Consider the following 13,078-nt stretch of genomic DNA (forward strand, 5'->3'; position numbering starts at 1 on the left):
GATTTTTCATGAAATCCGCCCAGGACCCTTGAGTGAAGCAAAGTGGAAGTGAACAATGTTCTCTTTCGCATTTCCTTCGAGACTGGCCATGAAAACCCGTTCCCGCCTGCTTGCCTGGCTGCCGGCTGCATTGCTCGGCCCGGTGCTGGCGCTGTGCAGCTCCTTGGCGCTGGCCGAGTCCCCCGCCGAAGCTGCCAAAGCCCAGCACTTGCTGGATTACATTGGTGCCGACTACCCGCCGACCGTGCAGGACGGCAAGGTGATCGACGAGGGCGAATACCGCGAGCAACAGGAGTTCAGTGCGGTATTGGCTGAGCTGGTCAAAGGCCTGCCCGCAAATACTGAACAAGCGGCTTTGGAACAGGGCGTCCAGGCGCTGCGCCAGGCCATCGATCAGCGTCAGGAAGGTACTGCGGTCGCCAAACAGGCCCGGCAGCTGGGTGCGCGACTGGCGGTGGCCTACGAGGTCAGCCAGGCCCCAGTGATTACCCCGGACCCCGCCCGCGGCGCTGCGCTGTACGCACAGAACTGCTCGATCTGCCACGGCGAAACCGGCGCCGGCGATGGCCCGGCTGGCGTGGGCCTGGAGCCTGCACCCGCCAACCTGCGTGATGCCTCACGCCTGGACCAGTTGAGTCTGTTCGACCTCTACAACACCCTTGCCCTGGGTATCGACGGCACCGAAATGCCGTCGTTTGCCGATCAGCTGGACGATCGCCAGCGCTGGGACGTGGCCGCGTACATCGCCAGCTTCACCGCCAAGCCGGAAGCGGGCAAAGGTGACAAGACCTGGAACCTCGCCGACCTGGCTCGCCAAACCCCGGCCGAAGTCGCCGCCAACGAAGGCACTGCGGCCGTCGAGGCATTCCGTGCCCAGCGTGCCCAACCGCCGCAAGTAAAGCGCGGCCCGGCGCAATTGCTCGAATACACGGCCAGCACACTGGACAAGAGCCTGGCGGCCTACCGCGCAGGCGACCACGATCAGGCCTATGACCTGTCGGTGGCGGCCTACCTGGAAGGTTTCGAGCTGGTGGAAAGCTCGCTGGACAACATCGACACCCAGGCGCGCAAGGACACCGAAAAAACGCTGATGGCCTACCGTCAGTCCTTGCAGGACGGCTTGCCCGTGGCCCAGGCCGAACAGCGTCTGGCCGACGCCAAAACCAAGCTCGAGCAGGCGGCCAAGCTGCTGGGCAGCGATGGCCTGAGCTGGACGCTGAGTTATATCTCCGGTTTGCTGATCCTGCTGCGTGAAGGCCTCGAGGCGATTCTGGTGCTGGCGGCGATCCTGGCCTTCCTGCGCAATACCGGGCAGCAGTCGGCAGTGCGCAGCGTCAACATCGGCTGGGGCCTGGCGCTGGTTGCCGGCTTCGCCACCTGGGCGCTGGCGGCCTATGTGATCGATGTGGGGGGCGCTCAGCGCGAGCTGCTGGAAGGCTGCACAGCTCTGTTCGCTGCTGTGATGGTGCTATGGCTGGGTGTGTGGATGCATGACCGCCGCCACGCCGCCGCCTGGAAGGACTACATCAAGAGCAGCCTGGTCAGCGGTGGTGGGCGCTTCGGCTTTGCTGTGCTTGCATTCTTCTCGGTATACCGCGAATTGTTCGAAGTGATCCTGTTCTACGAGACCCTGTGGCTGCAGGCAGGCCCTGCCGGGCATCAGGCGGTGCTGGCGGGTGGCGCGACGGCATTGTTGCTGCTGGTGGGCCTGGCCTGGGTGATTCTGCGGGGTTCGGCCAAGCTGCCGCTATCGCTGTTCTTCAGCATCAACGCCGCGCTGCTGTGCGCGCTCTCGGTAGTATTCGCCGGGCATGGCGTGAAGGCGCTGCAAGAGGCCGGCGTACTGGGCACACGGCCAGTGGCGTTCTTTGAGTTCGACTGGCTGGGGATTCATGCCGATGCCTACTCGCTGTCGGCGCAAGCGGTGGCCTTGCTGGCCATCGTGTTCCTTTACGGCCGCTCGTGGCTGACGGAAAAGCGCAGTACTGCGGCCAACTGATAGAGCCTGCGCGGTCCTGCAGGGACCGCGCAAGGTCTCAGATCCTGCACAAGCCTGATGCTCAGGCCGGCTGTGGCGCCTTGAGAATGTTCTGTAGCAATTGGACACTTTCAACGGCGTCATGACCCAGGCTGGTCAGGTAGCCGCCATCCGGTTGATCGGTCAGCCCCTTCTCATGCAGGCGTTGCGCAGCCGCGATCAGGGCAGGGGATGCGGTGCTGGTTATCTTGATGCCTTCCTGGCTGCTGTCGTGTTTGAACAGCGCGAGTACTTCCATTTCGTCGATCAAATCGGGGGTAAAAGGCATGGCGACTCCTGACTTCCAGACAAGGATTGCGGCACTTTCTACGGTGCCTGATCTTCGAGTGTAGCCGGGTTATTCGTCGTCGCCTTGATCCATCTCAGGCGGCAGCTCCGGCAGTGCCCGCAGAGCGTTCTCATACCACTCGCCGTTGAACGCACGGTCCTCTACCAGCATGTTGTCGATCTCGAAGGCCAGCACATGGGCCATCAGGTTCAGAATGTCTTCACGCTCATAGCCGACCAGCGTCAGCTTGTTGAACGTGGCCTTGGCTGCAGGCGGCTCGCCGCTTTCGATCTGGTTTTCGATGGCCTGGGTCAGTGTTGCCTCGGCGAAGGCTTCGTCGTCGTCATTGTCGATGTCGGTGGGCTCGCTCATCGCGGTACTCCTAGGATGGGATGCAACAGTGTGCCATGCCTGTGGCGGCAATGCCCGGGCATTGACGGGGTGCATGACGCTGGTCAGTGGCAGGTGTTCAGTCTATAAAGGCCACGCCAACCCCTTACGGCCTGGAGGCTGTTTCGTCATGCTCAAGCTTCATGGATTCTCGGTCAGCAACTACTACAACATGGTCAAGTTGGCCCTACTGGAAAAAGGTCTGCCCTTCGAGGAAGTCACCTTCTATGGCGGCCAGGCGCCAAAGGCGTTGGAAGTGAGCCCGCGGGGCAAGGTGCCGGTGCTTGAAACCGAACATGGCTTCCTCAGCGAAACCAGTGTGATCCTCGACTACATCGAACAGACCCAAAGCGGCAAGGCACTGCTGCCGGCCGACCCGTTCGAGCAGGCCAAGGTGCGTGAGCTGCTCAAGGAAATCGAGCTGTACATCGAGCTGCCTGCGCGTACCTGCTACGCCGAGTCGTTCTTTGGCATGTCGGTCGAACCGCTGATCAAAGAGAAAGCGCGTGCTGACCTGCTGGCCGGGTTTGCCACGCTCAAGCGCAATGGGCGCTTTGCACCCTATGTTGCGGGCGAGCAACTGACGCTGGCAGACCTGATGTTCTGCTTCTCGGTCGACCTGGCCAACGCGGTGGGCAAGAAGGTGCTGGGCATCGACTTCCTGGCGGACTTCCCACAGGCCAAGGCCTTGCTGCAGTTGATGGGGGAGAACCCGCACATGGCGCGGATCTTGGCGGACAAGGAAGCGTCGATGCCAGCCTTCATGGAGATGATCCGCAGCGGCAAGCGCTAAGATTTGTGTTGGGTCATTCGCGGGTAAACCCGCTCCTACAGGTAAAGCACAACCGTTGTAGGGGCGGGTTTACCCGCGAACGAGGGCGAAGCACTCGCCCCGGAGGTTAGCGAGACGCCAACAGGGCCTTGCCACGAACAACGGCAGCACGCACCTGCGCCGGCGCCGTACCACCAATGTGGTCACGCGCATTCACCGAACCTTCCAGCGTCAGCACGGCAAACACATCCTGTTCGATCTGGTCGCTGAACTGGCGCAGTTCCTCCAGGCTCATCTCGGCCAGGTCCTTGCCAGTGTCCACACCATACTTCACCGCGTGGCCAACGATCTCGTGGCAGTCACGGAAAGGTAGGCCGCGGCGAACCAGGTAGTCGGCCAGGTCGGTCGCGGTGGAGAAGCCGCGCAGGGCCGCTTCACGCATGATGGCGTGCTTGGGCTTGATCGCCGGGATCATGTCAGCGAAGGCCCGCAGCGAGTCGCGCAGGGTATCGGCGGCGTCGAACAGCGGTTCCTTGTCTTCCTGGTTGTCCTTGTTGTAGGCCAGTGGTTGGCCTTTCATCAGGGTCAGCAGGCCGGTAAGGGCGCCGAACACGCGGCCGCTCTTGCCGCGTACCAGCTCTGGCACGTCCGGGTTCTTTTTCTGCGGCATGATCGAGCTGCCGGTGCAGAAGCGGTCCGGAAGGTCGATGAACTGGAACTGCGCGCTGGTCCACAGCACCAGCTCTTCGGAGAAGCGCGAAAGGTGCATCATCGCCACGCTGGCAGCGGCGCAGAATTCGATGGCGAAATCACGGTCCGACACGCCATCCAGCGAGTTGCCGGCCACGGCTTCAAAGCCCAGCAGCTTGCAGGTCAGTTCACGGTCGATCGGGTAGGTGGTGCCGGCCAGCGCGGCGCTGCCCAGTGGCATGCGGTTGGTGCGCTTGCGGCAGTCGACCAGGCGCTCATAGTCGCGGCTGAGCATTTCGAACCACGCCAGCAGGTGGTGGCCAAAGGTGACCGGCTGCGCCGTCTGCAGGTGGGTGAAACCAGGCATGATGGTTTCGGCTTCACGCTCTGCCTGCTCCAGCAGGCCCTGCTGCAGGCGGGTGATTTCGCCCAGGATCAGGTCGATTTCGTCGCGCAGCCAAAGGCGGATGTCGGTGGCCACCTGGTCGTTGCGGCTACGCCCGGTGTGCAGCTTCTTGCCGGTGATGCCGATGCGGTCGGTCAGGCGTGCTTCGATGTTCATGTGCACGTCTTCAAGGTCGACACGCCAGTCGAAGTTGCCGGCTTCAATCTCGCCCTGGATTGTTTTCAGGCCATCGATGATGGTGTCGCGCTCGGCATCACTGAGCACGCCGACCTGCGCCAGCATGGTGGCATGGGCAATCGAACCCATGATGTCGTGACGGTACAGGCGCTTGTCGAAATCTACCGAGGCGGTGAAACGGGCGACGAAGGCGTCGACGGGCTCACTGAAGCGGCCGCCCCAGGACTGATTGGTCTTGTCGGTGCTCATGGATTCACTCATTGCAGGCGTGAACGAAAAAGTGGCGTCGATGATAGCAGGGTTGGGCTGGCTGCCGCAGGGCGCCGGTCGAGAGAAATGCCCGGAAAATCGCATAGAAGGATTTCAAGGAATGAACGGCAGTGTTCCACGGACCGTCTACAGTTGGACAAAGGACTGGCAGTGAATCTGCCGGGCCGAGTGAATCTTTGGCCATCGCACCGGTCTAGAGCGTGACCGCAGTGTCGCTCGAACCACACCTGTCTACGCTATACCTGTGCGAGACTCATTCAGGAATCCAGCGCAATTATGAATGTCCTGATCGTTGATGACGAACCCCAAGGCCGTGAACGCCTCAGCCGGCTGCTCGGCGAACTGGAGGGTTACACTGTGCTGGAGCCCAGCGCCACCAACGGCGATGAGGCCTTGGCGCTGATTGAAAGCCTCAAGCCCGATGTGGTCCTGCTGGACATCGGCATGCCAGGCCTGGATGGCCTGCAGGTTGCCGCTCGCCTGTGCGAACGCGAGGCGCCGCCGGCGGTGGTGTTTTGCTCCGGGGATGATGAATACGGTGCAGAGGCATTCAAGGACAGTACCCTCAGCCATGTGACCAAGCCCTTCCAGGCCCAGGCCTTGCGCGATGCCTTGCGCAAGGCCGAAAAACCCAACCGCGCCCAATTGGCGGCGCTTACCCGGCCGGCCAATGAAGGCGGCGGCCCTCGCAGCCATATAAGTGCCCGCACGCGTAAAGGCATCGAACTGATCCCTTTATCCCAGGTGATCTATTTCATTGCCGACCACAAGTATGTGACCTTGCGTCACGAAACCGGCGAGGTGTTGCTTGACGAGCCACTCAAAGCCCTGGAAGACGAATTCGGCGAACGCTTCGTGCGCATCCACCGCAATGCGTTGGTCGCCCGCGAGCGCATCGAACGCTTGCAGCGCACCCCGCTGGGGCACTTTCAGCTGTATCTGAAAGGCCTGGACGGCGATGCCTTGACCGTCAGCCGTCGCCATGTGGCCGGTGTGCGCAAGATGATGCAGACCCTCTGAGGCCCTTGGACTCGGGCCGCTCCTGCACCTGACGGCGTGTGGCCTGTTGATCCGTATCTGCAAGCGATACCGGCGATGCTGTTATGATCGGCGGTATTTCTCTGGATCGGGGCGTTTCATGTCCACTCGCGAAATCCGCATTGCCACCCGTAAAAGTGCTTTGGCCCTGTGGCAGGCCGAATACGTCAAGGCCCGCCTCGAGCAGGCCCACACCGGTCTGCAGGTGACCTTGGTGCCTATGGTCAGCCGCGGTGACAAGTTGCTCGACGCGCCGCTGGCAAAAATTGGCGGCAAGGGGCTGTTCGTCAAGGAACTGGAAACCGCGCTGTTGGACAACGAAGCCGACATCGCCGTGCACTCGATGAAAGACGTGCCCATGGACTTCCCCGAGGGCCTGGGCCTCTACTGCATCTGCGAGCGTGAAGACCCGCGTGATGCCTTCGTTTCCAATACCTTTGACAGCCTCGAAGCGCTGCCCGCCGGCAGTATCGTCGGTACCTCAAGCCTGCGCCGTCAGGCCCAGTTGCTGGCGCGTCGCCCAGACCTGCAAATCCGCTTTCTGCGCGGCAACGTCAACACCCGCCTGGCGAAGCTGGATGCCGGCGAGTACGACGCCATCATCCTCGCCGCGGCGGGCCTGATCCGTCTGGGCTTCGAGGACCGCATCACCTCCACCATCAGCGTCGATGACAGCCTGCCGGCAGGTGGTCAGGGCGCGGTGGGCATCGAGTGCCGCAGTGCCGACGATGAGATCCATGCACTGCTGGCGCCACTGCACCATGTCGACACCGCTGACCGGGTGATCGCCGAGCGCGCGCTGAACAAACGCCTGAATGGTGGCTGCCAAGTGCCGATCGCCTGCTACGCGGTCCTTGAAGGTGACCAGCTGTGGCTGCGTGGCCTGGTCGGCCAGCCTAGCGGCGGGACCTTGCTGGTGGCCGATGCCCGTGCACCCCGTGCCGCTGCCGAGGCCCTGGGCGTACAGGTGGCCGAAGACCTGCTTGGGCAGGGCGCCGAGGCCATTCTCAAGGAAGTCTACGGCGAGGCCGGTCACCCGTGAGCCAATGGCGCCTGTTGCTGACCCGGCCTGCCGAGGACTGCGCGGCGCTGGCGCAAAGCCTGGCGGCAGCGGGAGTGGGCAGCAGTTGCCTGCCACTGCTGGAAATTGAACCTATTACCGTGCAAGCCCCACAGCGACTGTCGCTGGAGGGCTTGCATGACTTCCAGGCGATCATTGTGGTCAGCAAGCCGGCCGCCCGGCTGTTGCTTGAGCATCTGGCCGAGACCAGCATCCAGCCTCCGCAGCGAGGCTGGTTCACCGTGGGCGAGGCAACCGCTGGGGTGCTGCAGGGTGCAGGGCTGCAGGTAAGCTTTCCGCCGCGTGGCGATGACAGCGAAGCCTTGCTGGCACTGCCGGCCCTGCGCCAGGCACTTACCGAGCCGGCACCGCGTGTCTTGATCGTTCGCGGCGTCGGAGGTCGCGAACTGCTGGCAGAGCGTCTTGCAGAGCAAGGTGCTAGTGTCGAATATCTGGAACTGTATCGTCGCTGCCTGCCGGCCTACCCGGCGGGTACGCTGATGCGCCGCATTGAAGCGGAACGCCTCAATGGCCTGGTGGTCAGCAGTGGGCAGGGTTTTGAACATTTGCAGCAGATGGCCGGTGCCGATTGGCTGCGGCTGGCCCAGTTGCCGCTGTTCGTGCCCAGCCCGCGGGTCGCCGAGCAGGCCAAGGCCGCCGGGGCCCAACAGGTTGTGGATTGCCGTGGCGCCAGTGCCACGGCCTTGCTGGCAGCCGTGCAGCGTAGCGCTGCACCTGCCTCTTAAGGCGCTAAGCTGAATGCGGTGCGCCCCCATGCAAAGGATGGATACGTGAGCGAGACTGTCTTGTCCAATAACGATCAACCGTCGGCGCAGGCGCCTGCGGAACCCGTTACCCCCCCACCTGCCAAGCGCTCCGGCAGTGGCCTGGCAGCGCTGGCCTTGCTGCTTGGTGCGGCCGGGGTGGCGGTAGGTGGCTGGGGTGTCTGGCAGGTGCGTCAACTGCAGGGCAGTGAGTTCAACCAAGGCCAGCACATCGAGGCGCTGACCCAGCGCGCCGAGGCGCTGCAGCAACGTGAACAGCAGATCAGTGCGCAACTGGCCAGTCTGCCAGCCGCCAGCGAGCTGGAAGACCGCCGGCGTTTGGTAGCCCAACTGCAGGGCGACCAGCAGCGTCTCAGTCAGCGCCTGGAAACCGTGCTGGGAGAAAGCCGTAAAGAGTGGCGCCTGGCTGAAGCCGAGCACCTCCTGCGCTTGGCTACCCTGCGCCTTTCCGCGTTGCAGGACATCACCAGTGCCAAAGCCCTGGTCGAAGGCGCCGACGAGATCCTGCGCGAGCAGAGCGACCCGGGTGCCTTCGCCGCACGCGAGCAGCTGGCCCGCAGCCTGGCCACGCTCAACAGCACTCAGCAACCGGACCGTACTGGCCTGTTCTTGAAGCTGGCTGCGCAGCGCGAGCTGGTACAGCAGCTGAGCGCCCAGTCCCCCGAGTTCGACAGTAACGCCGATGCGCTTGGCGCCCTGACCGCCGACGGTGATGGTGCCAGCAGGCTGTCGCAGTGGTGGGCAGAAATATCCAAGTACTTCCAGATCGACTTCAATGCCGATGAAAACGTGCGTCCGTTGCTGGCCGGGCAGCAACTGAACCAGCTGCGCCTGGCCCTGAGCCTGACTATCGAGCAGGCCCAGTGGGCGGCGCTCAATGGTGAGGCCAAGGTTTACACGCAGGCGCTGGACGACGCCCGCAGCGTTCTGCTGGCCAACTTCAATGCAGACAACCCGCAAAGCAAGGCCATGCTCGACAGCCTCAATGCCTTGGCCGATCAGCCGGTGTCGGTGGTTACCCCTGACCTTAGTGAAAGCCTGGCGGCAGTGCAGGCCTATATTCAGCGCCGTCACCTGCCGGCCGAGGCTGAAGGGGGCAAGCCATGAAGCGTGTCTACCTGTTGGCCGTGCTTGCGATCGTGGTTGCTGCGGCACTGGGCATCGCGGTCGCCAAGCACAGCGGCTATGTACTGATTTCCTATGGTGGCTTCCGTTATCAGTCGGGGCTGTGGGCTGCCTTGGCGGGTATTTTGGCGGTCGTCCTGCTGCTGTGGTTGCTGCGCTATCTGGTCGGCCTGGTGCTGACTTCCAGTGGTGTGGTCAACCCGTGGTCACGGCGTAACCGCAGCCGACGTATCCGCCTGGCGATCGAACAGGGCCAACTCGATCTTGCCGAAGGCCGCTGGGCCAGTGCCCAACGGCACTTGCACCGTGCCGCCGAGGCTGAGCGCCAACCGTTGCTGTACTACCTTGGTGCCGCGCGTGCCGCCAACGAGCAAGGCCGCACCGAAGACAGCGACAACCTGCTGGAACGGGCCCTGGAGCGCCAGCCGCAAGCCGAGCTGGCCATTGCCCTGACCCATGCTCAGTTGCAAATGGACCGTGGCGAAAACGATGGGGCCCTGGAAACCCTGCTGGCCATGCAGGAACGCCACCCGCACAACGGCCAGGTGCTGCGCTTGCTGCAACGCCTTTACGTGGAGCGCGGCGACTGGTCTGCACTGATCCGCCTGATGCCCGACCTGCGCAAGGGTAAAGTGCTGCCCGCCGCCGAGCTGGCTGCTCTGGAACAACGCGCCTGGGGCCAGAACCTGAGCCTGGCGACCACCCGTGGCGAAGATGCGCTCAGTGCACGCCAATCCTTGGAGCGTGCCTGGCAGCAGTTGACCGCAGCCCAGCGCCAGGAGCCGCAACTGGTGCTGGCGTACGCCGAGCAACTGCGCCAGGTAGGTGCCCAGAACGAGGCCGAACAGGTGCTGCGCACGGCCCTCAAGCGCGACTACGAAAGCCACCTGGCCCGTCTTTACGGCCTGGTGCGTGGTGATGACCCGGCGCGTCAGCTGCAAACCGCTGAAGGTTGGCTCAAGGCTCACCCGCAAGACGCCAGCCTGCTGCTGACCCTGGGCCGTCTGAGCCTGCAAAACCGCTTGTGGGGCAAGGCGCGTGACTACCTGGAAAGCAGCCTGCGCATGGAGCGCAACCCCGAGGCCTGTGCAGAGCTGGCCCGCCTGCTCGCGGGGCTGGGCGAGACGGAGCGCAGCAACCAGCTGTTCCAGGAGGGCCTTGGCCTGCTGGACGAGCGCCTGCTGGCGCTGCCTTTGCCAGAAGGCGTGCGCGCCTGACCTACCCCAAGGCCCGCGCAAAGGTGCGGGCTTTGGGGGCAGGTAATTTATCTTTCGCTGTCAGTTTGATCTGAAGTCCATTTCTTCCGTCGCCTCCTACGGCATATCTGGAAATTTCCTACGCGATTCAGTGACTTGTCGTTGCTGTCGTGCCTTGAAACAAAGCGTGTCTTTCCTCTACCGTTTCAAGCCACTACTTTTTCCCCGGGACCTTCACCGCCCATGCTGCCGGCCCGTTTGCGCACCTTTTTTCTTCCTGCCTGCCTGGTCGCACTGGCGGTACTGGTTGCGTCTTTCCGTCTGGAAAACACAGTGGGGCTGATGCCGTGCCCATTGTGCCTCAGCCAACGGTTGCTGCTTGGCGTTTACGCGCTGCTGTGCTTCGCAGCCGTGCTGCAGGCGCCGGGCACGCGGGGCATCCTTCGTTATGCTCGGCTGGTGCTGGGCTGCTCGCTGGCCGGCGCATTGCTGGCAGCACGGCATGTCTGGTTGCAGGGGGCTGAGGGGGTCAATGAGGTATGCCCGGTGCCGATCGGGCGAGTCTTCGAGCAATCCTGGGGTGAGGCCGCACGGCAACTGTTGCTGGGTGGCCCGGATTGCCGTTCGCTTGCCTGGAGCTTTCTCGATCTGACACTGCCGGAGTGGAGCCTGTTAGCCTTCCTGCTGCTGGCGGTGCTGCCCTTGAGTTGCCTGCTGGCGTATCGTTTCCGCACCCTGGCAAGAACATGACCTGGCGCAAGGTTGTGCCATTAGCGCGACCAATGGTGATGTAACAGGGTATTAAACACTTGTATGAACTTTGTGTGCTGCGTACCTTGAAGGGCAGCACGCGCGGGAATAATCTCCCAGCACGCATACCGGAAAAACAACTGCTCGATGCCGTCCTGCTGATGTCACCTTTGTGCTGCGCGGTCGTGGTGCGAGGTGCAGCGGCATCTACCCAGAAGGGAAGAGATCGCCATGCTCGATAGTTGTCAGAACGCCCAGGAACGCTGGGGTGGGGTTCACAAGCTGATCGACCGTTGGCTGGAGGAGCGCCAGGAACTGGTGCAGGCTTTTCGCGCCCTGCGCGATGTGAGGCCAGCCTTCGCCGACAAGGACACCAACGGGGACTTTTGCGCCCTTCTGGTCGACTACGTTTCGGCGTGGCACTTCGAAGTCTGCGAGCAACTGGTCAGCGAGGCCAAGGCGTTCGGAGACAAGAAGGCGCTGAAGCTGGCCGAAGAGATCAACCCACGGATCAACGACAGTACTCAGATCGCACTGGCCTTCAATGACCATTGCACCAGGGGGGAGTGCAAGGACACCAAACGCTTTGCCGAGAAGCTGGCCAAGTTGGGCGGGTTGTTGCATGAGCGCTTCGAGCTTGAAGACTGCCTGATCGAAGTGCTGCACAACGCACACAAGGAAGAGGGTGCAGTGCAGGCCTGAGGTTGGCGTCAGTCACCAACCGCCAGCAGTTCGATCTCGAATATCAAGGGGGTATAGGGTGCAATCAGGTCTCCCGCCCCCTCGGCGCCATAGGCTTGCGCTGAAGGAATTACCAAGCGCCATTTGGCGCCGGTGTGCATTTTCGGCAAGGCGACCTGCCACCCTTCGATAACCGAATCCAGGTTGAACCATTGGGGGGTCTGGTTTTGGTCGAATATTGAGCCATCCGGCAATCTGCCCACATAACGCACCTGCACTTTGCCGCCCGCTTTCGGCTGTACACCCGTGCCTGGTTGCAATTCGCTGTACAGCACACCTTCCGTTAGTTCGTGCACCCCATAACGCCCACGTTCATTCGCCATGAAACGCGTTTCGGCGGCCTGCAGCTTTTGCACAGCGGCGTCGCCTTCCTGGGTTTCATGCTGCTGCAGCACCGCCTGCATGCGTGCCTTGTCGAGTTTCAGGGGTTGCCCCTGATAGGACTGCTTCAGGCCTTCGACCAGTGCGTCCAGTTGCAAGCCAGGCATCTCCTGGCGCAGGCGTTCACCCAGGCTGGCACCCAGGCTGTAGGCCAAATCGTGGTCGTCGTTGTCGGCCAAGGCGAGGGGTGCCATCAGGCATAAGCCTAAAACAAGATATCGAGGCAACGCCTGACTCCCAAATACCAGCAATGATTAATTCAGCAACTACACTTTCACGCAGCTGCAAGATAACAACTTTGCCCAGGCATGCAACGCGGCGTAAACATTACGGTCAACATGCCCTAGCGGCGGTAGCAGCAGAAGCATAGTATGAGCCGCAATCTCGTCAGCCAGGAGGTAAACCATGTCGGCCAAAAAGAAGCCAGTAAGTACGCCGTTACACCTGCTCCAGCAACTTTCGGGCAGCTTGCTCGAACACTTGGAAGAGGCCTGCTCGCAAGCGCTGGCTGATGCGGAAAAACTGCTGGCGAAGTTGGAAAAGCAGCGTGGCAAGGCGCAGGAAAAACTGCACAACGGTCGCCTGAAACTGCAAGACGCGGCCAAGGCAGGTAAAGCCAAGGCGCAAAGCAAGGCGCAGAAAGCCATCGGTGAACTTGAAGAACTGCTCGAGTCTCTCAAGGAGCGTCAAACCCAGACTCGCTCTTACATTCAGCAACTCAAACGCGATGCTCAGGACAGCCTCAAGCTGGCTCAGGGTGTAGGTAAAGTACGCGAAGCTGCAGGCAAGGCCCTTGATCAACGTGCGGCCAAACCGGCTGCCAAGGCGACCGCTGCCGTCAAGCCTGCGGTCAAACCGGCTGCCAAGACGACCGCTGCCGCCAAGCCTGCGGCCAAACCGGCTGCCAAGACGACCGCTGCCGCCAAGCCTGCGGCCAAACCGGCTACCAGGGCGACCGCTGCCGCCAAGCCTGCGGCCAAACCGGCTACCA

At 62.4% G+C, this 13,078-nt stretch carries 14 protein-coding genes; 10 read left to right on the forward strand and 4 right to left on the reverse strand.

The genetic code is table 11. The features are described from left to right. The first annotated feature begins 55 nt into the window (after positions 1-55). Positions 56-1,999, forward strand: coding sequence for an FTR1 family protein (locus ACF8Q6_RS22090; RefSeq protein ID WP_392494294.1), 1,944 nt, complete (start codon positions 56-58; stop codon positions 1,997-1,999). A gap of 61 nt (positions 2,000-2,060) precedes the next feature. Here ACF8Q6_RS22090 and ACF8Q6_RS22095 read toward each other — a convergent pair whose 3' ends face one another. Further along, a complete protein-coding gene (locus ACF8Q6_RS22095; RefSeq protein WP_003255900.1) occupies positions 2,061-2,306 on the reverse strand; it encodes a TIGR02647 family protein in 246 nt (81 codons plus the stop codon). Between the two features lie 69 nt (positions 2,307-2,375). After that, positions 2,376-2,678: a hypothetical protein gene (locus tag ACF8Q6_RS22100; protein WP_010951568.1), complete on the reverse strand. Its 303-nt coding sequence runs from the start codon at positions 2,676-2,678 to the stop codon at positions 2,376-2,378. A gap of 148 nt (positions 2,679-2,826) precedes the next feature. On the opposite strand from ACF8Q6_RS22100, the gene ACF8Q6_RS22105 reads away from it, so the two are divergent. Continuing rightward, on the forward strand, positions 2,827-3,489 hold the full coding sequence (locus ACF8Q6_RS22105; RefSeq protein ID WP_392494295.1) for a glutathione S-transferase: 663 nt from the start codon (positions 2,827-2,829) through the stop codon (positions 3,487-3,489). A gap of 106 nt (positions 3,490-3,595) precedes the next feature. On the opposite strand, the gene argH is transcribed toward ACF8Q6_RS22105, so the two are convergent. Further along, positions 3,596-4,990 carry an argininosuccinate lyase gene (gene argH / locus ACF8Q6_RS22110; protein ID WP_392494296.1) on the reverse strand — a complete coding sequence of 465 codons (1,395 nt, stop codon included), beginning with the start codon at positions 4,988-4,990 and terminating at the stop codon, positions 3,596-3,598. 297 nt (positions 4,991-5,287) lie between these two features. Between argH and ACF8Q6_RS22115 the strand changes: the two genes are divergently transcribed. From ACF8Q6_RS22115 to rsd, 7 genes are all read left to right on the forward strand, one after another. Next, entirely contained in the window at positions 5,288-6,031 is a 744-nt protein-coding gene (locus ACF8Q6_RS22115; RefSeq protein ID WP_003255896.1) for a LytTR family DNA-binding domain-containing protein, read from the forward strand. Positions 6,032-6,149: 118 nt separating this feature from the next. After that, positions 6,150-7,091, forward strand: coding sequence for a hydroxymethylbilane synthase (gene hemC / locus ACF8Q6_RS22120; protein WP_104960573.1), 942 nt, complete (start codon positions 6,150-6,152; stop codon positions 7,089-7,091). Further along, positions 7,088-7,855: a uroporphyrinogen-III synthase gene (locus tag ACF8Q6_RS22125; RefSeq protein ID WP_392494298.1), complete on the forward strand. Its 768-nt coding sequence runs from the start codon at positions 7,088-7,090 to the stop codon at positions 7,853-7,855. Before hemC ends, ACF8Q6_RS22125 begins: the two co-directional genes overlap by 4 nt. 45 nt (positions 7,856-7,900) lie before the next feature. Beyond that, positions 7,901-9,001: a uroporphyrinogen-III C-methyltransferase gene (locus tag ACF8Q6_RS22130; protein WP_392494300.1), complete on the forward strand. Its 1,101-nt coding sequence runs from the start codon at positions 7,901-7,903 to the stop codon at positions 8,999-9,001. Further along, a complete protein-coding gene (locus ACF8Q6_RS22135; protein ID WP_108190272.1) occupies positions 8,998-10,236 on the forward strand; it encodes a heme biosynthesis protein HemY in 1,239 nt (412 codons plus the stop codon). The genes ACF8Q6_RS22130 and ACF8Q6_RS22135 overlap by 4 nt, the downstream gene beginning before the upstream one ends. Before the next feature lie 222 nt (positions 10,237-10,458). Beyond that, positions 10,459-10,965 carry a disulfide bond formation protein B gene (locus tag ACF8Q6_RS22140; protein WP_003255889.1) on the forward strand — a complete coding sequence of 169 codons (507 nt, stop codon included), beginning with the start codon at positions 10,459-10,461 and terminating at the stop codon, positions 10,963-10,965. Between the two features lie 231 nt (positions 10,966-11,196). Then, complete coding sequence (gene rsd / locus ACF8Q6_RS22145; RefSeq protein WP_392494302.1) at positions 11,197-11,667, forward strand: sigma D regulator; 471 nt, start codon at positions 11,197-11,199, stop codon at positions 11,665-11,667. An 8-nt stretch (positions 11,668-11,675) separates the two neighbouring features. Here rsd and ACF8Q6_RS22150 read toward each other — a convergent pair whose 3' ends face one another. Continuing rightward, positions 11,676-12,314 (reverse strand): FKBP-type peptidyl-prolyl cis-trans isomerase, encoded by a 639-nt coding sequence (locus ACF8Q6_RS22150; protein WP_392494305.1) that lies wholly within the window; start codon positions 12,312-12,314, stop codon positions 11,676-11,678. Between the two features lie 178 nt (positions 12,315-12,492). Between ACF8Q6_RS22150 and ACF8Q6_RS22155 the strand changes: the two genes are divergently transcribed. Then, on the forward strand, positions 12,493-13,078 hold a 586-nt coding region (locus ACF8Q6_RS22155; RefSeq protein WP_392499474.1), incomplete at its 3' end, for an AlgP family protein.

The organism is Pseudomonas sp. GLN_2, from assembly GCF_043106005.1.
Taxonomy (GTDB): domain Bacteria; phylum Pseudomonadota; class Gammaproteobacteria; order Pseudomonadales; family Pseudomonadaceae; genus Aquipseudomonas; species Aquipseudomonas alloputida.